Source organism: Nocardia sp. NPDC005825 (genome assembly GCF_040630175.1).
GTDB lineage: Bacteria > Actinomycetota > Actinomycetes > Mycobacteriales > Mycobacteriaceae > Nocardia.
Genome location: NZ_JBEXXC010000003.1, coordinates 648,796 through 673,781, shown reverse-complemented (window position 1 = coordinate 673,781; position 24,986 = coordinate 648,796). Strand labels below are relative to the sequence as shown.

The 24,986-nt window shown below is 71.1% G+C and carries 21 protein-coding genes; 8 read left to right on the top strand and 13 right to left on the bottom strand.

The genetic code is table 11. The annotated features are described in order from the left end of the window. Window positions 1–86: 86 nt before the first annotated feature. The 7 genes from chrA to ABZ382_RS11905 all read right to left on the bottom strand — a co-directional run bounded on the left by chrA (window position 87) and on the right by ABZ382_RS11905 (window position 11,807). Entirely contained in the window at window positions 87–1,268 is a 1,182-nt protein-coding gene (chrA, locus tag ABZ382_RS11935) for a chromate efflux transporter (RefSeq protein ID WP_357087166.1), read from the bottom strand. Between the two features lie 73 nt (window positions 1,269–1,341). Beyond that, window positions 1,342–2,487, bottom strand: a complete 1,146-nt coding sequence (locus ABZ382_RS11930; protein WP_357087164.1) for a serine hydrolase domain-containing protein — start codon at window positions 2,485–2,487, stop codon at window positions 1,342–1,344. 79 nt (window positions 2,488–2,566) lie between these two features. Further along, window positions 2,567–3,991 (bottom strand): protein kinase, encoded by a 1,425-nt coding sequence (locus ABZ382_RS11925; protein ID WP_357087161.1) that lies wholly within the window; start codon window positions 3,989–3,991, stop codon window positions 2,567–2,569. Between the two features lie 98 nt (window positions 3,992–4,089). Continuing rightward, window positions 4,090–5,250 (bottom strand): VWA domain-containing protein, encoded by a 1,161-nt coding sequence (locus ABZ382_RS11920; protein ID WP_357087158.1) that lies wholly within the window; start codon window positions 5,248–5,250, stop codon window positions 4,090–4,092. A 139-nt stretch (window positions 5,251–5,389) separates the two neighbouring features. Next, on the bottom strand, window positions 5,390–7,720 hold the full coding sequence (locus ABZ382_RS11915; protein WP_357087156.1) for a DUF5682 family protein: 2,331 nt from the start codon (window positions 7,718–7,720) through the stop codon (window positions 5,390–5,392). Beyond that, entirely contained in the window at window positions 7,717–8,829 is a 1,113-nt protein-coding gene (locus tag ABZ382_RS11910) for an AAA family ATPase (RefSeq protein ID WP_357087367.1), read from the bottom strand. Before ABZ382_RS11910 ends, ABZ382_RS11915 begins: the two co-directional genes overlap by 4 nt. Before the next feature lie 2 nt (window positions 8,830–8,831). Next, the gene (locus ABZ382_RS11905; RefSeq protein ID WP_357087153.1) at window positions 8,832–11,807 is read right to left on the bottom strand and encodes a DUF5691 domain-containing protein; all 2,976 of its coding nucleotides are present in this window, start codon (window positions 11,805–11,807) and stop codon (window positions 8,832–8,834) included. Between the two features lie 187 nt (window positions 11,808–11,994). Between ABZ382_RS11905 and ABZ382_RS11900 the strand changes: the two genes are divergently transcribed. Then, the gene (locus ABZ382_RS11900) at window positions 11,995–12,294 is read left to right on the top strand and encodes a SelT/SelW/SelH family protein (RefSeq protein ID WP_357087150.1); all 300 of its coding nucleotides are present in this window, start codon (window positions 11,995–11,997) and stop codon (window positions 12,292–12,294) included. On the opposite strand, the gene ABZ382_RS11895 is transcribed toward ABZ382_RS11900, so the two are convergent. Beyond that, window positions 12,291–12,512, bottom strand: coding sequence for a zinc ribbon domain-containing protein (locus ABZ382_RS11895; protein ID WP_357087148.1), 222 nt, complete (start codon window positions 12,510–12,512; stop codon window positions 12,291–12,293). The two genes, ABZ382_RS11900 and ABZ382_RS11895, sit on opposite strands and share 4 nt — an antisense overlap. Before the next feature lie 110 nt (window positions 12,513–12,622). On the opposite strand from ABZ382_RS11895, the gene ABZ382_RS11890 reads away from it, so the two are divergent. Then, on the top strand, window positions 12,623–14,182 hold the full coding sequence (locus tag ABZ382_RS11890; RefSeq protein WP_357087145.1) for a carboxylesterase/lipase family protein: 1,560 nt from the start codon (window positions 12,623–12,625) through the stop codon (window positions 14,180–14,182). A gap of 31 nt (window positions 14,183–14,213) precedes the next feature. Here ABZ382_RS11890 and ABZ382_RS11885 read toward each other — a convergent pair whose 3' ends face one another. The 3 genes from ABZ382_RS11885 to ABZ382_RS11875 form a co-directional block, all read right to left on the bottom strand. After that, window positions 14,214–15,509 (bottom strand): cytochrome P450, encoded by a 1,296-nt coding sequence (locus ABZ382_RS11885; protein ID WP_357087365.1) that lies wholly within the window; start codon window positions 15,507–15,509, stop codon window positions 14,214–14,216. 157 nt (window positions 15,510–15,666) lie between these two features. Continuing rightward, window positions 15,667–16,383, bottom strand: a complete 717-nt coding sequence (locus ABZ382_RS11880) for a TIGR03089 family protein (RefSeq protein WP_357087143.1) — start codon at window positions 16,381–16,383, stop codon at window positions 15,667–15,669. After that, complete coding sequence (locus ABZ382_RS11875; RefSeq protein WP_357087140.1) at window positions 16,371–17,831, bottom strand: LCP family protein; 1,461 nt, start codon at window positions 17,829–17,831, stop codon at window positions 16,371–16,373. The genes ABZ382_RS11880 and ABZ382_RS11875 overlap by 13 nt, the downstream gene beginning before the upstream one ends. A gap of 276 nt (window positions 17,832–18,107) precedes the next feature. Between ABZ382_RS11875 and rfbD the strand changes: the two genes are divergently transcribed. The 3 genes from rfbD to ABZ382_RS11860 are packed head-to-tail and all read left to right on the top strand — an operon-like array spanning window position 18,108 to window position 21,091. Continuing rightward, the gene (rfbD, locus tag ABZ382_RS11870; RefSeq protein WP_357087362.1) at window positions 18,108–19,022 is read left to right on the top strand and encodes a dTDP-4-dehydrorhamnose reductase; all 915 of its coding nucleotides are present in this window, start codon (window positions 18,108–18,110) and stop codon (window positions 19,020–19,022) included. Then, window positions 19,019–19,939, top strand: coding sequence for a glycosyltransferase family 2 protein (locus ABZ382_RS11865; RefSeq protein WP_357087136.1), 921 nt, complete (start codon window positions 19,019–19,021; stop codon window positions 19,937–19,939). Before rfbD ends, ABZ382_RS11865 begins: the two co-directional genes overlap by 4 nt. Before the next feature lie 60 nt (window positions 19,940–19,999). Next, on the top strand, window positions 20,000–21,091 hold the full coding sequence (locus ABZ382_RS11860) for an NDP-sugar synthase (RefSeq protein ID WP_357087133.1): 1,092 nt from the start codon (window positions 20,000–20,002) through the stop codon (window positions 21,089–21,091). Between the two features lie 78 nt (window positions 21,092–21,169). On the opposite strand, the gene ABZ382_RS11855 is transcribed toward ABZ382_RS11860, so the two are convergent. Continuing rightward, window positions 21,170–21,388, bottom strand: coding sequence for a DUF4287 domain-containing protein (locus ABZ382_RS11855; RefSeq protein WP_357087131.1), 219 nt, complete (start codon window positions 21,386–21,388; stop codon window positions 21,170–21,172). 124 nt (window positions 21,389–21,512) lie between these two features. Here ABZ382_RS11855 and ABZ382_RS11850 point away from each other — a divergent pair, with 124 nt between their 5' ends. From ABZ382_RS11850 to ABZ382_RS11840, 3 genes are read left to right on the top strand one after another with little or no spacing between them, the layout of a single operon-like run. After that, entirely contained in the window at window positions 21,513–22,100 is a 588-nt protein-coding gene (locus ABZ382_RS11850) for a TetR/AcrR family transcriptional regulator (RefSeq protein WP_357087129.1), read from the top strand. 38 nt (window positions 22,101–22,138) lie between these two features. Further along, a complete protein-coding gene (locus tag ABZ382_RS11845; RefSeq protein WP_357087126.1) occupies window positions 22,139–23,620 on the top strand; it encodes an NAD(P)/FAD-dependent oxidoreductase in 1,482 nt (493 codons plus the stop codon). 16 nt (window positions 23,621–23,636) lie between these two features. Further along, on the top strand, window positions 23,637–24,038 hold the full coding sequence (locus ABZ382_RS11840; protein ID WP_357087123.1) for a hypothetical protein: 402 nt from the start codon (window positions 23,637–23,639) through the stop codon (window positions 24,036–24,038). Here the strand turns inward: ABZ382_RS11840 and ABZ382_RS11835 are convergent, their stop codons facing one another. Continuing rightward, window positions 24,039–24,965, bottom strand: coding sequence for a cation diffusion facilitator family transporter (locus ABZ382_RS11835; protein WP_357087120.1), 927 nt, complete (start codon window positions 24,963–24,965; stop codon window positions 24,039–24,041). It lies immediately after the preceding gene. Window positions 24,966–24,986: the final 21 nt, after the last annotated feature.

The following is a 24,986-nucleotide window of genomic DNA, read 5'->3' as shown; positions in this document are numbered from 1 at the left end:
CACTAACGTGACTGGCCAGGGGGACGAGAGCCCGGGGTAGGGAGAGAGGGCCGACGCGGAATCCGCGTCGGCCCTTTGCTTTGCGGTCAGGTAATCGGGAGTCCTGCCGCGGCGGCGGCGATTCCGATGGCGGCGGCGGTCAGGAGGGTGGTGACCACGCCACGGCGGGCGGCCAGCAGGAAGACGGCGGCCCCGGCCAGGACGGCGAACTGCCAGGCGTGCTGCAGCGCCAGGGCGAGGGGGATGGCGGAGCCGAGGATGGCGCCGATGACGGCCGGGCCCGCTCCCGCGAGAAAGGCCAGGACTCGGGGGTTTTCGCGGAGCTGATCGAAGCGGGGGCCGCCGAAGACGACGAACAGGAAGGACGGGGTGAAGGCCACCAGGGCGGCGAGCAGGCCGCCGGGAATGCCCGCGGCGGCGTAGCCGACCACCGCGACCGTCTGCACGACCGGACCCGGGGTGATCTGGCCCAGGGCAACGGCATTGAGGAATTGGGCGTCGGTCATCCAGTGGTAGTGGGTGACCGCGTCGGACTGCATGAGCGGGATGATGACGAAGCCGCCGCCGTAGGAGAGGGCTCCGACCTTGAAGGCGACCCAGCTCACGGCCGCGAGACCGCCGAGGGTGGGCAGGGCGAACGCCAACGGCAGCGGCGCCGCCGACCAGGTCGATCGACCCGGAATGCCGGTGCGGACAACAACTTCCAGGAGACCCGCGGCGACGAGGACGAGCACCAGCCACGGACCGATCACGGCCGCGGCGAGCGCGCCCACCACCAGGTAAGCGATCCAGCGCAGTCGGGACGCCCGCTCCGATCCAGCGCGCTGCCAGCTCGCGGGCGCCAACCCGACGCCGGCATGGACGGCCACCGCCGCCACGGCCGCCCCCGCACCGGCCGCCGCGCCGAGCGCCCAACGTGGCACGCCACCGGCGAGGAAGAACGCCGCCAACGCCAGAATGACCACGAGACCGGGCACGATGAAGCACACCCCGCCCACCAGCGCCCCGGCCGTTCCCCGCAACCGCCAGGCCGAGAAGATGGCGAGCTGCGTGGACGCCGGGCCGGGTAGCAGATTCGTCGCCGCGATCGCGTCCTCGAACTCGTTGGGCGCGATCCACTTCCGCTCCTCGACGCACAACCGCCGCAGCAGCGCTATGTGCGTGGGCGGCCCGCCGAATCCGATGCACCCGATCCGTCCCCACTCGCGGGCGATCGTGCTGAGGCGAACCTCGACCGCGTGATCGCCCCGCCCGGCCCCGCCATCCACGCCCGCAACCCTCGCTTCATCGTCCTGACCAGCACCGGACCCCGCAGTACAGGCAGACGATAACAGCGTTCGGTCAACGGCACAGGGCGTGGTCGATCAGGGTGGCGGCCGCGGATTCCTGGGCCAGGATGTGCTCCGGGGTGTCGCCGAGGGCCTCCGACATGGAGACCACGGCGCTGCGGGCGCCGTCGCCGGTGACGCCATTGAGGGTGATGTAGCCGCCGTCGCCGCCCTCGTGGGACCAGTAGACGCCGCCGCAGCTCAGCGGGCGTTCGGCGAGGCCGAGGCCGTATCGGCCACCCGGCCACATGGTTTCGAGGTCCCCGCTCACCGGCACCGTCCGCCGCATCTCCGCCAGCCGGTCGGCCGGGAGCAGACGGCCGCCGAGCAGGGCTCGGAAGAAGGTGTTCTCGTCCGCGGTGGTGGTGACCCAGGAGAGGTTCTCCGGTTCCAGCGCGATCTGGTCGGTGACGTCGACTTCGGAACCGGGGCCGAAGAACTGGTAGGCGCGGGCGTGCGGCTGCGGGAGCGTGGGCGAGTCACCGAGCCACCGCGTTCCGCGCAGGCCGAGCGGGGTGACGATGCGGTTCTCGATCTCGGTGTGCGCGGGCCGCCCGGTGGCCTGCTGAATGATCTCGGCGAGCAATATGTAGCCGGTATTGGAGTACTGCCAGCCCGAGCCGGGCGCGAAGTCGGGCGCGTGGGCCATGGCCCGGGCGATCAGCTGAGCGGGAGTGTAAGTGTCGTAGCGCTGCTGGTAGTACTCCTCGGGTGTGGTGTACCCGGGCAGGTCGTCGTGAATACCGCCGGTGTGCTGCAACAGCTGGCGGAGGGTGATCCGGGTGCCGTCGTTCCCATTGCCCCGCACCACATCCGGCAGCCACCGCTCGACGGTGTCGTCGAGGGTGAGCCTGCCCTCGCCCGCCAGTTGCAGGACCACGGCGGCGACGAGTGTCTTGGCGGTGCTGGCCATCCGGAAATACCCGTCGGACGGCACCGGGTCGCTTGTCTGCCGGCCGGCCGTCCCGCTGGTGGCGACCGATTGCGTCCCGTCGGGCCCGACGACGCGAGCCTGCACACCACTGATGCCGAGGGCGTGGATCGCCTCGGTGTCCTGGCGCAACTGCAGCGCGAGGGAGGACTCCGCGGGCTCGGCGCACCCGGCGGTCGCCCCGGCGATCAGGAGAGCGCCGAGGACGGCGGCGCAGCGTTTGACCATGACTGAACGCTAGGTCCGGCTGCGTCCCTGGGGAATCCGGCGGATCCCTGGAATCCGGGTGGGGGAGATCCCCCAGGTTTCACAGGGTGATGCGGAAGGCCTTGTCGCCGAGGATGCTCTCGGGCGTGCGATGGTCCGCGAAGGCCGAATACACGATGGTGTCGGGCTGCAATGGGGCGTCGGCCTTGGACTTGCTGCCCTTGATGATCACCGCGATCACGATGATGACGATCACCAGCACCGTGACGATGGCGGCGATCAGCCAGGCCGTGCTGTTCGAATTCCGCCGCTGTGGAGCGTAATTCGGCTGCGGCGTGTGGTGCGCGTAGGTCTGCGGCGGCGTGTACGACGGACCCTGCTGACTCGTGAAATGTTGCGGCGCGGGCTGGTTCGGGTACGCCGGCGTCGAGTTCTGCTGGTTCGGGATCGGGTGGTGCGGGTAGGACGGGGCCTGCTGATGGGGGTACGACGGAGCCGAGGTCGGCGGCGACGGGTACGCGGGGCCCTGGTTGGTGTAGGCGGGACCCGGTCCGACCAGCGGGCGCGGGGTCGACGGGGTGGGTGTCGGCGGGCGCTGGATCACCGGCTGCGGGTGGGCCGGGGTCGGCGGGCGTGGGGCCACGATCGGCTGCGGGTGCGCGGGCGTCGGGGGCCGCGGCGGCGCGGCCGGAGCCGAGAGGGCTCGTTCGGCGGCGGTGGCGAATTCGACACACGAGCGGTAGCGGTCGGCGGGGCGCTTGGCCAGGGCCTTGGCCAGGACGGCGTCGATGGCGCGGGGCAGGGCCTGACGCAGCGGGCTGGCCGGGGGCGGCGGCTGCTGCAGGTGGCCGCGGATGACCGCGGCCGGGCTGGTGCCCTCGAACGGGACCGCGCCGGTGAGCAGCTGGAACAGGGTGCAGGCCAGCGAGTACTGGTCGGAGCGGCCGTCGAGGGACGCGCCGGTCAGCTGCTCGGGGGAGGCGTAGGCGAGAGTGGCTGTGACGGTGCCGGTCTGGGTCAGGTGGCCGGTGTCGTCACGCAGGCGGGCGATGCCGAAGTCGGTCAGGTAGACCCGCTCGCTGGAGCCGGTCTTGGAGGACGAGCGGGCCAGCAGGATATTGGCCGGTTTCACGTCCCGGTGCAGGACATTGAGGCCGTGCGCGTAGTCGAGGGCCTTGGCGGTCTCGGTGATGATCTGGACCGCCCGCAGCGGCGGCAGCGTGCCGGGGCTGATGGACGAGGCGTTCACGCCGTCGATGAACTGCATCGAGATCCACAGCTGCTCGCCCTCGTCGCCGCGGTCGTAGACGGTGACGATATTCGGGTGGTCCAGCCGGGCGACGAGATCCGCCTCGCGAATGAAGCGGGCGCGAATCTCGTCGTCGGAGAACATCTCCTGGTTGAGCAGCTTGAGGGCGGTCATCCGGGGCAGCCGCGGATGCTTGGCCAGATACACCGAGCCCATGCCGCCACGGCCGAGCTCGCGTTCGATGACGTAGCCGGCGAACACATCACCAGAGCGCAAACCGAGCACCCGCTTCCCGAAACCAAATCTGCCACGAGCCTGAATCCGCAGGGCAGCCTATCAGTGCCCGACGCCGCTCAATTGTCGCTGACCAGCCCTCAGCCCGCGTTGAGATGCGCCCAACCTTGCACGTCACCGCGGTCCAGCGCCACCGCGAGCAGGTCCGGGAACTTGTCCGGGGTGCACGCGAAAGCGGGCACACCCAGGGCCGTCAGCGCCGCGGCATTGTCGCGGTCGTAGGCGGGTGCGCCTTCGTCCGACAGCGCCAGCAGCACCACCACCTGCACCCCCGATTCCTTCATGGCGCGAATGCGCCGCAGCATCTCCGCGCGGACGCCACCCTCGTAGAGATCGGAGATCAGGACGAACAGCGAATCGGCCGGGCGGGTGATGAGCGACTGGGAGTACGCGATGGCCCGATTGATATCGGTGCCGCCGCCCAGCTGCGTGCCGAACAGCACCTCCACCGGATCCGACAGCTTCTCGGTGAGATCCACGACGGCCGTGTCGAACACCACCAGCGAGGTGCGCAGCGACCGCATGGACGCCAGCACCGCGCCGAACACCGACGCGTACACCACACTCGACGCCATCGACCCGGACTGGTCGATGGCCAGCACCACGTCCCGCTTCACCGCCTGCGCCTTGCGGCCGTACCCCACCAGCCGCTCGGGCACCACGGTCCGGTGATCGGGCAGATAGTTCGCCAGGTTCTTGCGAATCGTGCGGTCCCAGTCGATGTCCCGCAGCTTGGGGCGCGACACCCGCGCCGCCCGGTTCAGCGCCCCGCCGACGGCGGCCACGGTCTGCGCCGCGATCCGCCGCTCGATCTCCTTGACCACCTTCTCCACCACCATGCGGGCGGTGGCCTTGGTGGTCTCCGGCATCACCCGGTTCAGGCTCAGCAGTGTGCCGACCAGGTGCACATCCGGTTCGACCGCCTCCAGAAGCTCGGGCTCCAGCAGCAATTCGGTGAGGTTGAGCCGATCCACCGCGTCCCGCTGCATCACCTCCACCACGGTCGAGGGGAAGTAGCGGCGAATATCGCCCAGCCACCGCGACACCTGCGGCGCGGACCCGCCGAGCCCGCCCGAGCGCCGCCCGCCCCCGCCCTGCCCGGAGTCGTAGAGCGACCCCAGCGCGCGGTCCATCGCCTGATCGTCGGCGCCACCCAGGCCGCCGCCCCCGAGCCCGGCCTCCCCGGCGCTGCCGAGCACCAGCCGCCACCGCCGCAGCTGCCCTTCGTCGATCTCGTTCATGCCATCCCCCAGGATGTGTATGGGTGGTAACTGCTTGTGCCCCACAGGGAATTGAGTTTCCGGCCCGGCTCGCACGCGCGCCCGCTCCGCGGCTGCGGTCGAAGGCTCTGCGGCCCGTTCCGGCTACCGCCGTGTCGGCTCATCGGGCCACCCCGAGTATCTCGGCGGCCGAACGCATGGCCAGCGCGCCGCGGACCACGTCGTACTCCGCGCTGCCGGTAGCCGCGGCCGTCGGTGCGCCGTGACGGACGGCCTGGCCGATGGCCTGCCGCTCCCCGGCCTCGAACGCGCCGAAGGTCCGGCGCAGCAGGGGCAGGGTGGCCACGAACTGGTCCTCGTCGAGTCCGCACAGCCAGCCGTCGATGAGCGACAACAGGTTTCGGTCGTGCACCAGCAGCAGGCCGCGGCCGCCGAGGAAGCCGTCGATCCAGGCCGCCTTGTCCGGCGCGGTGCGGCCGACCGACAGCGCCGCCGATAGTCGGCGGCCGGACTCCTCGCCGCCGATGCGCTCGGCGTCGCAGAGCAGCCGCACGGCGCGGCCGACGATGCCGCCGTTCACGTCGTCGCGATCGGCCAGCGTCTCGAGGGTGGACAGCCAAGTCCCCGAGGCCCATTCGTCGTCGCGGTTCGACAGCGCCAGGTGCACCGCGTCGATCCGGCTGCGCAGCGCGGCCGCCGCGTCGGCGTCGAGTCCGGTCACCGCGCCCGGTAGGCCGGCGCAACTGCGGACCAGCAGACTGTCCGCCACCCGGGTCAGCGCCGCGCCGTCGGTGCCGCGCACGTCGCCGTAGCGGGCGATGCGCAGCAGACCGGGCAGCGCCGACATCAGGTGGGTGACATCGTGATCCAGGGCCGCGACGGTCTCCAGCCGCGCGATCAGTCCGTCGGTGGCCCCGCCGAGATCGGCCAGCAGCGCCTCCTCCAGCGCGGACGCCACCTTCCCGACCGTGGCGTCCGGATCCCGGGCGGCGTCGAGGATCTTCGCCTCGGCGGCCGACCGCAGGGTGGTGCCCCAGCGTGACGCCTCCACGATCGCGATCGCCAGTTCCGGCCGCCAGCGCAGGGTCCAGGTCTCGCGGAAGGTGCCCGCATTGCGGACCTGGCTGTCGGTCAGCCGCCCCCACCCGATGCCCAGCAGCCGGAGCCGGTGCAGCAGACGCGATCTCGCGAGCCCGCCGTCGGTGCGCAGATCCAGGTCGACGGTCCGTTCCAGCGCCTGCTGCTTGAGCCGCAGCGTCTTGATCTGGGCGCGCAGGTCCGCCTCCAGCGGCACCGTCGGCGTTCCCTCCGGCACCGTCCCCAGCGCCTCGCCCACCACCAGTTCGGTGCTGACCAGCCGCAACAGCGTCTCGTCGCCGTCGCACAGCACCGACCGGGTGGCCTCGGTGACCTCCGACAGCCCGGCCAGCGGCCGCCCCCGCAGGGTCGCGAGAGTCTCGGCCAGCCGGATGGATTCGATGATGTGCGCGCTCGACACCGGTAGATCGTGCGCGCGCAGGGCGCCCGCCACCTTGGTGAGCCAGCGGGCGATCGGCTGGTCGGTCTCGGTGAACAGGTGGTGGTACCAGCCCGGGGAGGTGATGCCCGCGCCGTACCCGGACGAGCTGGCCAGCCGTGAATGCGTCCACGGCACCCAGGTCAGCGTGGCTTTGCCCTTGGGCAGGCCCTTGAGCAGCCGGGCATCGGCCGCGGCCGGGCCCAGCTTGCCCTCCAGCGCGGGCGCGTGCCACGCGCCGCACACCACGGCGAGCCGTTTCGCCCCGTCCTTCAAGGCTTTTCGCATGATCTGCCGCATGTGCGCCTCACGCCGCAGCGTGTGCGCGTCCACCGTGATCCGCGCCGTGGCGGCGGAGAAGGGCTCCTCCTCCGCTGTCCCGGACCCCTCGGCCGGGACGACGGAATCGGATTCCTCCAAGACCTCCGGAAGATCCTCCGCGTGCTCGCGCAGGGCGGCCATGGCCTCGTTGACCGCGGGGAAGATATCGGCGTCCGAAGCGGATTCGACGATGGCGTCCCACCAGCGTTCGGCGTCGTCGTATCCGGCGGCCGAGGCCAGGATGCCGAGCGGGTCGGTCCGATCGCCCGGCTCGTCCTCCACGGCCAGGCAGATCGAAGCCGGCAGATCGCAGAAGCCCGCGGACACACCGTGTTCCGCCGCGTACCGCAGCGCCACCCACTCCGGGGAGAAGGTCGCGAACGGCCAGAACGCGGCCTTGGCGGGGCTGTCGGGCTGATAGGCGAGCAGGGCCACCGGCGGTGACATGCCCTCGGCCGCGACGTAACCGACCAGCGGATCGGCGTCCGAAGGACCCTCGATGAGGATGGCGTCGGGACGGAACCGCGCCAGCGCCAGCGCCAGCGAGCGCGCCGACCCGGGGCCGTGGTGGCGGATGCCGAACACCCGCGTCTCGGCCGGGCCCGTGGCCTCGGTGGAAGCCACGGTGTCGGCCGGGATCGTGGCGGCCGTCATTCGTGCACCTCGCGGCAGGCGCGGTAGAAGTCCGCCCAGTCCGGGCGCTGCCGCACAACGGCTTCCAGGTATTCGGTCCACACCACCTGGTCGGCCACCGGATCCTTGATGACCGCGCCCAGCACCGCGCCCGCGATGTCGGCGGGCCGCAGCACGCCGTCGCCGAAGTGCGCCGCCAGCGCGATGCCATTGGTGATCACCGAGATCGCCTCGGCCGTGGACAGCGTGCCGGTCGGCGACTTGAGCTTGGTGCGGCCGTCCTCGGTCATGCCCGAGCGCAGTTCGCGGAACACCCGCACCACGCGGCGGATCTCCTCGACGGCCGCGGGCACGGCGGGCAGTTCCAGTGCGACGCCGAGCTGTTCGACGCGGCGGGTGACGATGGAGACCTCCTCGTCCTCCCCGGCCGGCAGCGGCAGCACCACGGTGTTGAACCGGCGGCGCAGCGCGGAGGACAGCTCGTTGACGCCGCGATCGCGGTCGTTGGCGGTGGCGATCACATTGAAGCCCTTGGCCGCCTGCACCTCCGTGCCCAGCTCCGGCACCGGCAGCGTCTTCTCCGACAGCACCGTGATCAGCGCGTCCTGGACGTCCGACGGGATGCGGGTGAGCTCCTCGAGCCGGGCGATGGAGCCGGCGCGCATGGCGGTCATGATCGGCGAGGGCACCAGCGCGGCCTCGCTCGGACCCTCGGCCAGCAGCCGGGCGTAGTTCCAGCCGTAGCGGATGGCCTCCTCCGCGGTACCGGAGGTGCCCTGCACCAGCAGCGTCGAATGTCCGGCGATGGCGGCCGAGAGGTGTTCCGACACCCAGGTTTTCGCGGTACCGGGGACGCCGATCAGCAGTAGCGCGCGGTCGGTGGCCAGGGTGGAGACCGCGACCTCCATGATCCGGCGCGGGCCCACGTACTTGGGCGTGATCACGGTGCCGTCGGACAGCGTGCCGCCCAGCAGGTAGGTGACCACGGCCCACGGCGACAGGTTCCAGGAGGGTGGACGCGGGCGGTCATCGGTCGCGGCGAGCGCCTTCAGCTCGTCGGCGAAGGCCTGTTCGGCGTGCGGGCGCAGCAGGGCGTCCGGTTCCTGAGCGATGGTGACTTCCTGAGCAATGGTCACTGCAACTCCTCGAGCATCGTCTTGCGTTCAATGAGGTCATGGGCGAGCTGGTCGAAGGCCTGCTCCCAGTACGGATCCGCGCAGCGGCGGGCCAGACCGGACACCATCCCGGCCAGCTCCACCGGGAAGTGGGCGGACGCCGCGCGGAACAGCGTCCGATACGAGCCGGGCACCAGGCTGGGCGCACCCGGCCGGTCGGCGCACAGCTGAGCGCGCTCGGTGAGCAGCCGCAGCACGTGCTCGGCCATCGGGCCGGGCCACTGCCGGGGCATGGCGCGCAACAGGGATTCGATCTCGGCGAGCCAGCTGGAATCCAGGCCGCGCAGGTACCGCACCTGATCGGCCTCGGGCTGCAGCGCGAACAGGGCGCGCAGCTTGTCGGAATCCGCGTCGCGGGCGGCCGGGCCGGAGATCGCCCCGAACAGGGCCCGCGCCCACACCGGATCGCCCTGTGCCAGTGCGGCATCGGTCCAGCCGGCGAACATGGGTCCGCGCACGCCGTCGGCCATGGACACCCGGACCGCCTCCTCGGGCGACCCGAGCAGCCGTTCCCAGTGCCGCAGCGGCGTGGCCGCCACCACCCGGTGCAGCCATTCGGTGGCCAGATCGGGTGCGCCGTCGGCGCGATAGGCGGTGTAGCCGAAGGAATCCCCGACGCCGTCGCGGCGGGCCGCGTCGTCGAGCACGCCGGGGCCGGTGGTGACCAGTCGCGGCGTGACCGGGCGCGCGCCGAAGCTCAGCCAGGCCGAGGCCCGCTGCGACATCCGTTGCGCGAACGCCGAATCCGGCAGTCGTCCCAGCAGGTCCGCGGCCAGCCGCCGCACCTCCGCGCGCCGATCGTCGAGCGCGGTCTCGAGCAACGGCTCGTCGGCGAGCGAGAGCCCGTCGGCGAGGACCGCCAGCAGATCGGCCTTGCCCGGCCCGGACTCGGTGCCCCACGACCCGGCCAGCACGGCGCTCGCCGCCGCCGGATCGCGCTGCCGCAATTGGGTCAGCCAGCTGCGCCGTTCCGTCGCCCGGCCGTGCGACCACACGCTGTCGTCCTCGGCGGCCGCCCGCACCAGCGACTTCCAGCCCGGATGCTGTCCGGCCAGCCACCGTCCCCGCGCCCCGGCCAGCCGCAACAGCGGCTCCCGATGCGGCGCAAGCGCTTTGGCGCGATCGAGCAGGACGCTCACCAAGCCGTCCGGCGCGCGGAAGTCCCGCGGCCCGGCCAGGGTGAACCACTCCTCGAGGAACGACGAATTGTCCGACAGCATGTCGATCAAGCGCGCTCCCGCGGCGGCGGGCAGCAGCGGCCGCTCATCATCGGACGCGGCGGCACCGCGCTCACCGGAACCGGCGGTGACGCCGCCGCGAGCGAAACAGTCCTGCAGCGCAATGGATTCCAGTAGTACGACCGCGGGATCCCCGCTCAACGCGGTCGCCGCCGAGGTGACGGGCGTGGCCAATCCCGACAGGTCGGCCTGCCGTCGTGCCGTGCCGACCAGCGCCGCCGACACCAGTTCGGCGCTCCCGGCGTCCTCGATCCCGCCGCGGACCGGGTTCGGAGTCCCCGGTGCCACACCGACATCCACCATCACCCCGTCGGCGAGCGCCGCGACGGGAACCAGCCCGTCAGCGGTCCACTCGGCCAGCAGCGTCACCGCGTGCCCGCCCGACAGCCCGAGCAGCCGCCACGGCTCACCCTCGGTCGTCGACACCGGCAACGCGTCGCCACCGGATTCCACTATCTCCCAGCCATTTTCGCCGCGAACCGGAACGACATCGACGAGCAGCACCGGCCACGAACGCAGGAACGGATCGGCTCCCAATGCCCGCGCGTGTTCGACCAGCGCCGCCGCGATGCCGCCCGGGCGCGCGTCGGACCCCGCGTCGGTGTTCGCCGGATCGGATCCGCGTGGATCGACGCCGGATCCAACGGCCGCGACCTGGTCGCCGCGGTTGTTCTCGCCGGTGGCGACCGGCAGCGGGATCGTGGTGAAGGGTTCGGGAATGTCCTCGTGGCGGTCGCCCCAGACGGCGCGCAAGGGTGCGGCAGCGGGGTAGAAGTGCAGGTTCGCGTCCACCTGGAAGCCGGGAGCCGGGGTGTCGTTGGGGAAGGCGGGACTGCCGTAGTGGTGGTCCAGGATCAGGGCCCAGCGGCCCGAGGCCCGCCCGCGCAGCCAGACCCGGCGGGTGTAGAGGCCGTCCTCGGCGGTGGTGCGGACGCCCAGGACCTGCCAGCGGTCGCGGACCGCGGGTTCGACGCGGACCGACTCGGCCGGGGTCTGGTAGCCGATGTGGGTGCGCACGCTGGCGCGCAGGCCGGGGGAGAGCTCGTCGAGGCGGGTGTGCGCGGCCGCCAGCAGGTGCAGCCGGGCGTATTCGCGCAACAGTAGCCGGGGCCAGTCGGAATGGCTTGTGGCGAGCGGCAATTGACGCAGCGTGGCGGCCACGCCGGGGGCCTGCGCGTCGACCATGCGCGCGGCCACGGTCTCGAAGGCCCGCATGGAACGGTCGGACTGGGCCAGGCCGGTCCGGACCTGATCGGTGAGCCAGGTGTCCAGGTCGGCCAGGCCCGCGGTGACCCGGGCGCGGCGCTGATCGGCGGTGGCCCCGGAGCTCGCCGCGGGCTTGGCCTCGGGCGCGGCCTTCTTCGCCGCGCGGGCGGCCCGGCCACCCAGCCAGTCGGCCGCGAAATCGCCCACGGCGTCCGCGGCGGGCACCTCGCCGGCGCTCCACGACAGCAGCAGCGACAGGGCGTGCTTGCACGGGAACTTGCGGCTCGGGCACGTGCACTTGTACGCGGGTCCGGCCAGGTCGACGATGGTTTGGTACGGGCGGCTGCCGCTGCCCTTGCACAGTCCCCACAGCGCCGTGTCGTGCATCCCGGTGCCGCTCCACTTGCCGCGCAATTTGCGGGCGGCGGTCAGCGACGCGGCGTCCGGTGCGAGCGAGCCGATGTGATCGGCGGTCCAAGCGGTGGTCATCCATCCCCCTTCCTCGGTTGACATATTTCTATCCGAGGGCACCGACAGATCCGGGCGTCACGACGCGGCCGGGTCGGATGCGGAAGTCGTTCCGCCGCCACCGATTCGGACGATGCGGACGGTGCCCGCCGAGGGCCGCGGGCGGGCGCGGGCGGCGCTGTCGGTGGGCCGGGATAGGGTCGCGGACATGCCTCGCGTAGCGATCGAATACTGCACACAGTGCCGCTGGCTGCTCCGCGCGAGCTGGATGGCCCAGGAGTTGCTGACCACCTTCGCCACCGATCTGTCGGAGGTCGCCCTGGTCCCGGGCGAGGGCGGTGTCTTCCGCATCACCGTCGACGGCGAGCAGATCTGGGAACGCAAGGCCGACGGCGGTTTTCCCGACATCGCCCTGCTGAAACAACGCGTCCGCGACCGCGTGGCTCCGGATCGCTCACTGGGCCACGCGGACAAGAAGACGGACGAGAACGCCGGACCGGCGAGCTAGCAGCAGCCTCCGCCGCCGCAGCAGCCGCCACCCGCCGGCGGGGCGGGCATGGACACCGGGGCGGCGGCGCCGCGGCTCACGGTTCCGAAGGTGGTCAGCAGCTTGACGGTGTCGTCGTGGCCGTCGGGGCAGGTCGCGGGGGCGGACGCCTCGGCCATCGGACGGGTCAGCTCGAAGGTGTCGCCGCAGCTGCGGCATCGATACGCATAGCTCGGCACCCGGCCAGCGTAGACCACACCGCCGAGCTCGTGCGGCGCGCTGACGATGATCGCCCGGCGACCCGCGAACCACCAGTACCCTCGATTTACGGAGTACGAGGAGGTGTCGTATGAACACTCGGATCTTCGACGAGCCGACCGCAGGCGATGACGTGCCGGTGGCACGGACGGTGTCCGGCGACGTATCCGGCGTCGCCATCGGATCGGCCGCGGTCTGGAAGGGCATTCCCTACGCCGACAGCACCGCCGGTCCGCACCGCTTCCGCCTGCCGCAGCCCCCGCGGCCCTGGACCGGCGTCCGCGAATGCGTGCGCTACGGCGACGTCGCCCCGCAGACCCCGGGCTTCGTGCCCGTCGACGCCAATCTGCGCATGGGCGAGAACTGCCTGTGGCTCAATGTCTGGGCCCCGGCCGCCGCCGTCGACGAACCCCGCCCGGTCATGGTGTGGCTGCACGGCGGCGCGTACTGCCTGGGGACCGCCGCCCAGGCCATCTACGACGGCCGCCGTCTCGCCGAGGCCGGTCAGGTGATCGTGGTCGGCGTCAACTACCGGGTCGGCGCGCTGGGCTTCCTGGACCTGTCCTCGCTGGGCGAGGAGTTCATCCCGAATCTGGGCCTGCACGATCAGATCGCCGCGCTGGCCTGGGTGCGCGACAATATCGCGGCCTTCGGCGGGGACCCGGGCAATGTCACCATCTTCGGCGAATCCTCCGGCGCGGGCTGCGTCACCGCGCTGCTCACCTCGCCGCTGTCGGCCGGCCTGTTCCATCGGGCCATCGCCCAATCACCGCCCGCCACAGCGGTTTTCGGTCCAGAGCGGGCCGCTGTGGTGGCCAAGCGCTATCTGGAACTGCTGGAGCTGACGCCCGACCGCGCGACCGAACTGCTCACCATGCCCCTCGAACGCATGGTGACCGCGGCCGGAACCCTCTTCGACGAGGTGCCCGCGCGGGAACCGGGCCGCCTGGCCGCCGCGCCCGTGGTGGACGGCGATGTGCTGCCCGGCTACCCGAGCGAGCGCTTCCAGCAGGGCCGGTCGCATCGGGTGCCGCTGCTCATCGGCACCAACAAGGACGAATCCTCGCTGTTCCGGCTGCTGCGCTCACCGATCATGCCGGTCACGCCGGACGCCGTGAACTCCATGCTGCGCTCGGTCGCCGCCGAGCATCCGGGCCTGTCGCCCGAACGCGTCGCCGAGTTCGCGGCCGCCTACGCGGCGGGCACGCCGCGCGGCGCGATGATCATGTCGACCGACGCCGCGTTCCGGATGCCCGCGCAGTGGGTGGCCGACGCGCACTCCACGCACTCGCCGACCTGGATGTACCGGTTCGACCACGCCACCCCGATGCTCAAGGCGGCCCGGGTCGGCGCGGGCCATGCCACCGAATTGCCGTATGTCTTCGGCAATTTCGGTTCCTTCGACTACGATCCGACCTTCTGGCTCGGCGGACGCAAAGCGGCGCAGGAGGTTTCGGGCCGGGTGATGCGCCGCTGGCTGGCCTTCGCCGAGTACGGCGTGCCCGCCGCCATCGACGGATCCAAGCACTGGCCGCCCTACCACGCCGGCACCCGGACCACGCTCGTCATCGACAGCGTGGACCGGGTCATCGACGATCCCGACCGCGACCGCAACTCCGTGTGGGGCGACGACGTGGTCGGCTTCTATTGAGCCGCAACCGATCCCGACCCGCCCCGGCGGGCTACACGGTGGCGGTGGCCCGGCGGCCCAGGTGCGCGGGCATGTGCGCGTACCCGTGCAGGGTGTAGAGCGGGCGGCGTTCGGGCGCGCCCGCCAGCGTGAGATCCGGGAACGCGTCGAACAGCGCGCGCAGCGCGTGCACGCCCTCCATCCGGGCCAGGCTCGCGCCCAGACAGGTGTGGATGCCGCTGGAGAAGGTCAGATGCTCGCGGGCGTTCTCGCGGGTGATGTCGAACCGATTGGGGTCGGTGAACTTCTTCGGATCCCGGTTCGCGCCCGCCAGCGACATCACCAGGACGCTGCCCGCCGCCAGCCGCTGATCGCCGACCTCGGCGTCGGCCAGGGCGATGCGCGCGGTCATGGTGACCGGCGGGTCGAAGCGCAGGATCTCGTCGATCGCCTGCGGCCACAGGTCCGGATCCGCGCGCAGCATGGCCAGCTGCTCGGGATGCGACAGCAGCTGGACCACCCCGTTGCCGATCAGGTTCACGGTGGTCTCGAACCCCGCGCCCATGAGCAGGCTCGCGGTCGCCTTCAGCTCGCGCTCGTTCAGCTCCCCGGCCGTCACCAGACTGGACAGGATGTCCTCGCCCGGGGTGGCCCGCAGCTTCGCCAGATGCCCGTTCAGGTACTCGTCCATCACGCCCATGGCCGTGTACGCGTCACGCCAGGCCCGCCACGAGATGCCGATGTCCAGCAGCGGGCTGGCGGCGTCGCCCCAGGTCAGGAACTCGTCGCGGGACGCCTGCGGGAAACCCAGCATCTCGGTGATGATCGCGATCGGCACCTGCTGGGCGAAGGCCGCGATCAGATCGGCCGAGCCCTCCGGCGGCAGCTCGTCGAGCAGCTCGGCGGTCACCGACTCCACCCGATCGCGCAGCCGGCCGATGGCGCGCGGGGTGAACGCCGCCGACACCGACTTGCGGATGCGGGTGTGATCGGGCGGATCGATCATCAGCATGGACGGCGGCTCCACCGGATTCGGCGGCGTCTGCGCCCGCTTCAGGCGATCGCGCAGCCAGGCGGGCATGTCCACGCCGTCCGGGCCGAACGCGCCGAAGCGGTTGTCGCGCAGGATGGTGCGGATCAGTTCGTAGTCGGCCGTCGCCCAGGTGTACGGGTTGTGCACCAGGCGGCCGCGGGCACGGATGTCCTCGATCAGGGGATACGGATCGTGCAGCGCGTCCGACGTGGTGATCAGCTTGGCGAACGGAACATCGTGGCGGGCCTGCCAGCGCAGGCCCCAGCGCGGGGCGCCGTGCTCGACCATCCATCGGGCCCAGTATCGGGGACTCATCATCGCGGGACTCCCTCGTCATCGGATGATTCCACGGTACGTACACGCTTGCCGTGGATAAACATCCCGAGGAGGGAAAGTGTGCTCCTACCGGGGTAGGAGCAACTCGCAACTTTCCGGGCAAGCCCTTGAAATCACAGCCATCGACGACGGATCGTCAGTGGCGCTGGGCGGTGACGCGCTCCGTGGCGACCCGGTGCTCCTGGGCGGCGGGGTCGGGATTGGTGACCTGGACCAGTGAGGCGCCGGCGGCCAGTACCGCGACGAAGCCGTCGATCAGTTCGGCGGGGGTGTCCCAGGGCGTGGTGGACAGGACCCGGTCCTCGGCGGTGAAGCCCTGGCGGGCAGCCGATTTGCGGGCCTCGTCGAGGACGGCGGAGACCGAGGTGCCGTCGAGGGCGCAGCCGATGCCGTGCGGGCGGAACTGGTCGCCGTGGACGCGGACCGAGGTGGCGTAGTCGGTGACGCCGATCGGCAGGTCGCGCACCGGCATGCCCATCGGGTCCAGCGAGAGCGCGGCCACCTCGGCGATGCCGTCCGCCTCGTCGATGCGGTCGGCGGTCACCAGCGCCAGTTCGGCGTCCGGGTCGGCGTGCAGCACCACCTCGACGCCCGCCCACCAGCAGCCCAGCAGCACCGCGGCGGTCTGCCAGTGCGCCGGCAGCAGGACCGCCACCCGGGCGCCGGAGGTGAGCCCGAATTCGTCGCGAATCATATTGGCGGTCTTGGCCGCCCAGTTGGCCAGCGTGAGCGCGGACAGTTCGATGCGCGCGCCGGTGGCGTCGTCGTAATAGGTGATGCGCGGCCCGGCGGGGTCGCGGGCGAGGATGGGGTCGAGCACCGCTTCGGTGAGGGTCTCGTTCAGTTCACGCATTTCGGTCCGTTCGTGCCGGCGTCGATAGGTGGGGCTGGGGGCACGGGCGTCGCGGTCGCGGTTCCGGAGAAATCGAACGTGGCGCTGCCCTTCGCCGAACCCGGACCAGAATAGTCACCCGCCAGCACCACGCGGACCGAGCCCTCGGGCAGCCCCGGCTCCGCCATGACCGGCAGCCCGCCCAGCGCCTGCGCCACCGCGCGCGCCTTGGGGTCGCCGCCGGAAGCGGCCAGCACCCGGCTGCTCTGCACCGGCCCGCCGATCCAGTTGTCCACCGTGCCGGTGCGGAAACCCTTGGCCGCCAGCGCCTGTGCGGCCTGCCCGGCCAGGCCGCCGGCGCCGGAGGCGTTGTAGACGTCGGCGACGACGGTGGACGGTTCGATGCCGCCGTCGCCCTTGGTGTCCTCGTCGTCGTCGCCGACCGCGGCGGTCACGTACTTGTGCACGGCGGTCGGATCGACCCGGACCACGGATTCGCCGTTGTCGGTCCAGCCGTTGAGGTCCTTGACCGGAATGGTCTCGAACTTCACCTCGCCGCCCGCGAGGTCCTGCAGCTGGTGCAGGAAGCTGAGCACGTCCCAGTCGTCGTCGAGCACCACGGTGCGGCCGACCGCGTCGCTGAGCTCCTTCAACCGGCCGGGGCTGGCGAGCACCTTGGCGCTGAGCACCTGGTGCACCAGCTGCGCCATGTACACCTGCTGACGCACGATGCGGTCGATATCGCCGCGCGGCAGGTCGTGGCGCTGGCGCACGAAGCTCAAAGCCTGTGCGCCGTCGAGCTTCTGCTTGCCGGCCGGGAAGTCCGCGCCCGAGAGCGGTTCGTCCACCGCGTTGTTCAGGCACACGTCGACCCCGCCGACCGCGTTGGTGAGCAGCACGAAGCCCAGCAGTCCGACCTCGGCGTAGTGGTCGACGGTGATGCCGGTGAGCCCGGCCACCGATTTGACCAGCGCCTGCCGACCGGCCTGGGTGGAGCGCTGGTCCGCCTCGGCGGGGGAGACGCCCTGATCGATCAGCTTCTGCTGCAGGGTCGACTTGGTGATGCCGTACGCGGAGTTGATCTTTCCCTTGCCCAGGCCCGGGATGTCCACGTAGGAGTCGCGCGGGATGGAGACGGCCACGGCCGAGCGCCCGTTGTTGGGCACCCGGATCAGGATGATGGTGTCGGTATTGAGTCCGCCCTCGCCGTCGTCGCCGGCGTGCAACATGGCCAATTCGTCCTGGGTGAGCGGATTTCCGTGCGCGTCGGTGCGCGCGTCGATGCCCACCATCAGGATGTCGGTCGCACCGTCGGACTTGCCGCCGCCCAGCCCCAGATTGCCGATCCGCTCGATGCCCGACACCAGCTGGTCCACACTGTGCCAGCCGAGTCCGGTCACCGTCAGAGCCAGCACCGCGGCCAGCGCGGCCAGCGCCCGGCCCGGCCCGCCCCGCGGCCGCGGGCGCATCGCTGATGGGCGGGACCCTTTCGGCACGGATGCCCAGGCACTCTCCGGCAACCGACTGTCCTTTCCAAACTCGGCCCACTGGACCCCGGCAAACGAGGTCGAATCGAATGGGAGACCCCCACCCTGCAGGCTAGTGGCGGTAACCGTTCAGTTGCCGTAGCCGGGACTCCGTGAGTCGCGCGATGTCGCCCGATTACCCCGGTCTGTCCGAATGAATCCACAGGTCGCGACGGGTTCGCGGGGTCACTGACATGGCGTGCCACACTGACAGCCGTGATTGCCGACGACGTGAGCCCGACCACCGGGCAGCCGCGCCACGAGAACGCCCGGCTGCTGGTGACCGGAGCGCGCGGCCAGCTCGGCCGGGCCCTGACCACCCTCGCCCCCGGGGCGCGCGGCCTGGCCCGCGCCGATCTCGACATCACCGCCGCCGACGCCGTGCGTGAACTGGTGAAACCCGGTGACGTACTGATCAACTGCGCGGCCTACACCGCCGTCGACCAGGCCGAGTCCGAGCCCGAGGCCGCCTTCGCGGTGAATGCCACCGGGCCGGGCGTGCTGGCCCGGGTGTGCGCCGAACGCGGCGCCCGGCTCATTCACGTCTCCACCGATTACGTGTTTCCGGGCACCGCCTCCCACCCGTACGAACCGGACGATCCGACCGGACCGGCCACGGTGTACGGGCGGACGAAACTCGCTGGCGAGCAAGCGGTTCTGGAGTATTCGCCGGATGCCCGCATCGTGCGGACCGCCTGGGTCTACACCGGCGACACCGGTGATTTCGTGGCGACCATGCGGCGGCTGGAAAGCGAGCGAGACACCATCACGGTGGTGAACGATCAGATCGGCTCACCGACCTACGCCCTCGATCTCGCGGCCGGTCTGCTGGAACTCGCGGGGACGCTGGGGACGGGCGCCGATCCCGGGGGACCCCGAATCCTGCACGCCACCAATGCCGGACAAGCCAGTTGGTTCGATCTGGCGCGCGCGGTCTTCGCGGGCCTCGGCGCGGACCCCGAACGCGTACGGCCCTGTGGCACCGAGGATTTCCCGAGACCCGCTCCGCGCCCGGCGTATTCGGTCCTTTCGGGCAATTCGTGGGAAGCGGGCGGCCTGTCGCCGTTGCGGGACTGGAAGCTGGCACTGAACGACGCATTGGCCGCCGTCTCCGACTATCCTGGGCCCCCGTGAGCCCCTCGGATTCTGTCGGACAGCCCCCCGCCGCGGCGAAAAAACCGCAGCTGGCAGTCGTCACGGTGACCTACTCGCCCGGCGAGCACCTGGAACACTTCATCAGCACCCTGGCCATCGCGACCGGTGAGAAGCCGCAGGTCATCCTGGCCGACAACGGCTCGGTCGACGGTTCCCCGGAACTGGCCGCCGAGGCCAATGCCCACGTGCGCCTGCTGCGCACCGGCGGCAATATCGGCTACGGCGGCGCGATCAACCGCGCGGTGGCCGAGATCGATCCGGACATCGAGTTCATCGTCATCGCCAACCCGGACGTGCGCTGGGGTACCGACGCCATCGACGAACTGCTGGCCGCGGCCCGCCGCTGGCCGCGCGCGGGTGCGCTGGGCCCGAAGGTGCTCGAGCCGGACGGCAGCACCTACCCGTCCGCGCGTTCGGTGCCGGGCATCGCCGACGGCGCCGGCCACGCCATCCTGGGCAGCATCTGGCCCAAGAACCCGTGGACGCTGCGCTACCGCCAGGACAACGAGGCCATCTCGGAGCGTTCGGTGGGCTGGCTGTCGGGTTCCTGCCTGCTGGTGCGCCGCGCGGCCTTCGATTCCATCGACGGTTTCGACTCCCGGTACTTCATGTACATGGAGGATGTCGACTTCGGCGACCGGATGGGCCGGGCGGGCTGGCACAATGTCTTCGTGCCGTCCGCCGAGGTCACGCACGCCAAGGGGCATGCCGCGGGTCGTCATCCGGAGACCATGCTGCCTGCGCATCACGCCAGCGCGTACCGTTTCCAGGCCGACCGGCATCCGCACTGGTGGCAGGCCCCACTTCGGGTGGCACTGAAAGCTGGACTTGCGGTGCGCTGCAAACTTGCGGTTCGATCCGCACTGCGCGAACGAGATCGAAACGGCTCTGTTTAACATTTGGGGCGGTTAGGATCTGCGGTCGCGTATCACTGACCACCTGACACAGGGGAGAAGATGGCGAACAGCGGTAACACCGCCGGGTCCACGGACGCGGTGATCCTGGTCGGAGGCCAGGGCACCCGCCTGCGTCCGCTGACCTTGTCCGCCCCCAAGCCGATGCTGCCCACGGCCGGACTGCCGTTCCTGCAGCATCTGCTCGCGCGCATCGCCGACGCCGGCATCACCCATGTGGTGCTCGGTACCTCCTACAAGGCGGAGGTGTTCGAAGAGCACTTCGGCGACGGCTCCGAACTCGGCCTCGAACTCGAATACGTGACCGAGGACGAGGCGCTCGGCACCGGCGGCGGCATCCGCAACGTGCTGCCCAAGCTGCGCGCCGACACCGTGCTGGTGTTCAACGGCGACGTGCTCGGCGGCACCGACCTGGGCGGGGTGCTCGAGACCCACCACACCTCCGGTGCCGACGTCACCCTGCACCTGGTGCGGGTCAGTGACCCCCGCGCCTTCGGCTGCGTCCCCACCGACGAGAACGGCCGCGTCACCGCGTTCCTGGAGAAGACCCAGGATCCGCCGACCGACCAGATCAACGCCGGCTGCTACGTCTTCCGCCGCGAGTACATCGAGAAGATCCCCGCGGGCCGTCCGGTCTCGGTCGAACGCGAGACCTTCCCGTCCCTGCTCGCCGAGGGCGCGCACATCCAGGGCCACGTCGACGTCTCCTACTGGCGTGACATGGGCACCCCCGAGGACTTCGTGCGCGGCTCGGCCGACCTGGTCCGCGGCATCGCCCCGTCCCCGGCGCTGCCGGGGCAGCGCGGCGAATCCCTGGTCCACCCCGGTGCGGGCGTCGCGCCCGGCGCGCTGCTGATCGGCGGCACCGTCGTCGGCCGCGGGGCCGAGGTCGGCGCGGGCGCTCGCCTGGACGGCGCGATCCTGTTCGACGGGGCGCGGGTGGAAGCCGGCGCCACCGTGGAACGTTCGATCATCGGCTTCGGCGCCCGGATCGGTCCGCGCGCCCTGGTCCGCGATGCCGTCATCGGTGACGGCGCGAATGTCGGCGCGCGCTGTGAACTGCTGCGCGGCGCGCGCATCTGGCCCGGGGTCGACATCCCGGACGGCGGCATCCGCTTCTCCACCGACGTCTGATCCGTCACAACGAAATCGGCCGCCTCCATGGATGGGGCGGCCGATTTCGGGTGTGTGGCGGAGTTTCCGCGGGCGCGGTCAGCGCTCCCACTTGCCGGGGTTGAGGTGGAACTGCGCCAGCGCGGTGGCGTGCCCGTGGCCCATCTCGTGCTCGGTCTCGAGCCAGTTCACCAGGTCCTTCTGCCCGGTGATGCCGGTCTCGGTGAGCAGGGTGAACCAGTCGTCCACGGAGCGGCCGTATTTGGCCTCGATGGACGGGAAGTACGAAGCCGGGCCGTGGGGCTTGGTGGTCGCCATGTCAGTCTCCTGTGCGCTGGGGTGTCATGGGTGGGGACGGTGCGCCCCACCGGAATTCATCGTGCCGTGTCGCGGGTCACAGCATATGCATTGGTAGATTGTCTAGCGATGCTAGAGTTTGGGCATGAGCGCCATCCAGACCCGCAAGGAACGCGAACGCATCGAACGGCGGCAGCGCATCATCGACACCGCGCGGGAGATCGCCGAGACCGAGGGCTGGGACGCGGTCACGGTGCGCAAGCTCGCGGATCGCATCGAATACAGCCAGCCCGTGCTGTACAGCCACTTCGCGGGGAAGGACGCCATCGTCTCCGCGGTCGCCGAGGCGGGGATGGCCGAATTCGCCGGCGTGGTCCGCGAACTCCGCGAGTCCGCGGAGACCCCCGAACAGGCCCTGTGCGCGGTGGTCCAGGGCTACCTCGACTTCGCCCGGGACAGCGCCGCCCTCTACGACGCCATCTTCCTGCTGCGCACCGACCTGAAATTCGGCCCGGACGCGCCGCAGGCCCTCAAGGACGCGTTCGTCGAACTGCTGCTCACCTTCGCGCCCTTCGCACCGCCGCACGACCCCGAGACCTTCACCGAGGTCGCCTGGAGCACCATGCACGGCCTGGCCACGCTGGATCGGGGTGGCCGACTGCGGCCCGACTTTCGACAGCAGCGCCTGGAAATCCTGGTCGCCCAATGGGTTCGCGGTGACCGACCCCACTGATCACCCACGCACCTCCCACCCGGGCATACGCTGAAAGCATGGCTGACGCGGTGGTGGTCGGATCCGGTCCCAACGGGCTCGCGGCGGCGGTGATCCTGGCCCGCGCCGGGATCGACGTCGAGGTGTACGAGGCCTCCGACGGCATCGGGGGCGGGTGCCGCACCGGCGAGGTCACGCTGCCGGGCTTCCACCACGACCTGTGCGCGGGCGCGCATCCGATGGCGGTGGCGTCCCCGTTCTTCCGGGCCTTCGATCTGAAGGCGCACGGGGTCGAACTGCTCACCCCGCAGGTGTCCTACGCGCATCCGCTGGACGGCGGCCGCGCCGGGCTGGCCTGGCTCGACCTCGACCACACCGCCGACGGCCTGGGCCGCGACGGGGGAGCGTGGCGGCGGCTGTTCGGTCCGCTGGTACGCAAGTGGGAGGACCTGGTCGCCCTGCTCATGTCGGATCTGCGGCATCCGCCGATCGACCCGACCGGCATGCTGCGCCTGGACCCCGGGATCGAACTGCGCGTCCTGCGCCGGATGGTCGAACAGGCGACGCCGTTGTGGAACATGCGTTTTCGCGAGGATGTGGCGCCCGCGCTGCTCACCGGTGTGTCCGCGCACGCCATCCGCCCGCCGCGCGGATTCCCGGGCGCCGGTGTGGCCATGCTGCTGGGCACGCTCGCCCATGCGCGCGGCTGGCCGGTGCCGCGCGGCGGCAGCCAGGCCATCATCGACGCCCTCGCCGAGGATCTGCGCACGCACGGCGGGCGCATCGTCACCGGCCACCGCGTCGACTCCCTCGACGAATTCGACGAGGTCCGAGCGGTATTGCTGGATGTCGCGCCCGCCGAGTTGCAGCGCATCGCGACCCTGCCCGCGCGATACGACTTCGCGCTCAACAGGTTCCGCTACGGCGGCGCGGCCTGCAAGGTGGATTTCGCGCTCTCGGGTCCGGTGCCGTGGCAGGCGCGGGGCTGTGATCGGGCCGGAACCCTGCACCTGGTCGGCACCCGCGCCGAGGCCGTGGCCGCCGAAAAGGCCGTCGCCGCAGGGCGGCACGCCGAGCGGCCCTATGTGCTGGCCATCCAGCCCGGCGTCGTCGACGACACCCGCGCGCCCGCGGGCAAGCACACGCTCTACACCTACGCGCACGTGCCCAACGGCTCGGCCGAGGACCTCACCGAGACCATCACCGCCCAGGTCGAACGCTTCGCCCCGGGCTTCCGCGACCTGATCCTCGCGACCAATGTCCGCACCGCGGTCACCATGCCCGCGCACAATCCGAACTACATCGGCGGCGACATCTCCGCGGGCGCGATGACCCTGCGCCAGACCGTCTTCCGGCCCGCCCCGCGCTGGAATCCGTACGCCACCCCGCTGCCCGGCGTCTACCTGTGCTCCTCGGCCACCCCGCCGGGGCCGGGCGTGCACGGCATGAACGGCTACCACGCCGCCCGCCACGCCCTGCGCAAGGAGTTCGGCGTCCCGACCGATCCGCTCGAACTGCTTACCGGCCACTGGCGCAACTGATTGCTACGCTGCGGCCATGGCCGGTTACTCGGGCACGCCGCTCCCGCGCAAGCTCGGCATCAGGCCCGGGAGCCGGGTGCTGCTGGCCGGGGCGCCCGCGGGATTCGAGCTGGGGGAGTTGCCCGGCGGGGTGCTGGTGCACCGCCGCGCCGGGATCGGGCCCTATGACGTGATCCTCGGCTTCTGCCCCGACCGCGCCGCCCTGACCCGCCGGTTTCCCGGCTGGCGGGAGCGGCTCGCGATCGACGGCGGCCTGTGGCTGGCCTGGCCCAAGAAGTCGAGCGGCGTCCCCACCGATCTCGGTGAGAACGCCGCTCGCGCTTACGGTTTGGGTCAGGGCCTGGTCGACAACAAGGTCGCCGCCATCGACGGGACCTGGTCGGGACTGCGGTTCGTGGTCCGCCTCGCCGATCGCTGACTACTGCTGGACCGGCTGGGCGCGATAGAGATCCGGCTCCAGGTAGATGACCCGGGCGGCCGGGACCTCGGCGCGGACTCGCGCCTCGGCCTCGTCGATGGCCGCGGCGATCTCGGCGATCTCCAGGCCGGGCACGATGGCGACCTTGGCGGCCACCAGCATCTCCTCCGGGCCCAGGTACTGGGTGCGCAGGTGGATGACCTTGTCGATGCAGCGGTCGTCGACCAGGGCGGCGCGGATGGCCGCGTCCTCCTCGGGGGTCGCGCCCTCGCCGATGAGCAGGCTCTGCATCTCGACGATCAGGATGACGGCGATGATGCCGAGCAGGATGCCGATCGACAGGGTGCCGACGCCGTCCCAGACCGGGTCGCCGGTGATCATGGTCAGGCTGATCGCGGCGAAGGCGAGGACCAGACCGATGAGCGCGCCCGAGTCCTCCAGCAGCACCACCGGCAGTTCCGGGTTGCGCGAGTTGCGGATGAACCGCCACCAGCTGGCATTGCCCTTGAGCGGCTTGGATTCCCGCATGGCGGTGATGAAGCTGAAGCCCTCGAGCCCGATGGCCAGGCCGAGGATGACGATCGCGACGATCGGGTTGGACAGTTCCTCGGGGTGCTCGATCTTGTGGATGCCCTCGTAGATGGCGTACACCGAGCCGAGCGCGAAGATGACCAGCGCGACCACGAACGAGTAGAAGTAGCGGTTGCGGCCGTAGCCGAACGGGTGCAGCTCGTCGGCCTCCTGCGCGGCGCGGCGCTGACCGAGCAGCAGCAGGCCCTGGTTGGAGGTGTCGGCCACCGAGTGCACGGCCTCGGCGAGCATGGACGCGGAGCCGGTGATGGCCGCGCCGACGAATTTGGCCGCAGCGATGCCGGCATTCGCGCTCAGCGCCGCCAGGATGGCCTTCTTACCGCCGCCCGCAGACAATGAACCGCCCCTTCCGATGTC

Coding starts and splice junctions, on each gene's coding strand:
- ABZ382_RS11930 (WP_357087164.1), bottom strand. CDS start 2,487: ATGGTCAAACGCTGCGCCGCCGTCCTCGGCGCTCTCCTGATCGCCGGG.
- ABZ382_RS11920 (WP_357087158.1), bottom strand. CDS start 5,250: ATGAACGAGATCGACGAAGGGCAGCTGCGGCGGTGGCGGCTGGTGCTC.
- ABZ382_RS11915 (WP_357087156.1), bottom strand. CDS start 7,720: ATGACGGCCGCCACGATCCCGGCCGACACCGTGGCTTCCACCGAGGCC.
- ABZ382_RS11905 (WP_357087153.1), bottom strand. CDS start 11,807: ATGACCACCGCTTGGACCGCCGATCACATCGGCTCGCTCGCACCGGAC.
- ABZ382_RS11900 (WP_357087150.1), top strand. CDS start 11,995: ATGCCTCGCGTAGCGATCGAATACTGCACACAGTGCCGCTGGCTGCTC.
- ABZ382_RS11890 (WP_357087145.1), top strand. CDS start 12,623: ATGAACACTCGGATCTTCGACGAGCCGACCGCAGGCGATGACGTGCCG.
- ABZ382_RS11885 (WP_357087365.1), bottom strand. CDS start 15,509: ATGAGTCCCCGATACTGGGCCCGATGGATGGTCGAGCACGGCGCCCCG.
- ABZ382_RS11880 (WP_357087143.1), bottom strand. CDS start 16,383: ATGCGTGAACTGAACGAGACCCTCACCGAAGCGGTGCTCGACCCCATC.
- ABZ382_RS11875 (WP_357087140.1), bottom strand. CDS start 17,831: ATGCGCCCGCGGCCGCGGGGCGGGCCGGGCCGGGCGCTGGCCGCGCTG.
- ABZ382_RS11860 (WP_357087133.1), top strand. CDS start 20,000: ATGGCGAACAGCGGTAACACCGCCGGGTCCACGGACGCGGTGATCCTG.
- ABZ382_RS11855 (WP_357087131.1), bottom strand. CDS start 21,388: ATGGCGACCACCAAGCCCCACGGCCCGGCTTCGTACTTCCCGTCCATC.
- ABZ382_RS11850 (WP_357087129.1), top strand. CDS start 21,513: ATGAGCGCCATCCAGACCCGCAAGGAACGCGAACGCATCGAACGGCGG.
- ABZ382_RS11845 (WP_357087126.1), top strand. CDS start 22,139: ATGGCTGACGCGGTGGTGGTCGGATCCGGTCCCAACGGGCTCGCGGCG.
- ABZ382_RS11840 (WP_357087123.1), top strand. CDS start 23,637: ATGGCCGGTTACTCGGGCACGCCGCTCCCGCGCAAGCTCGGCATCAGG.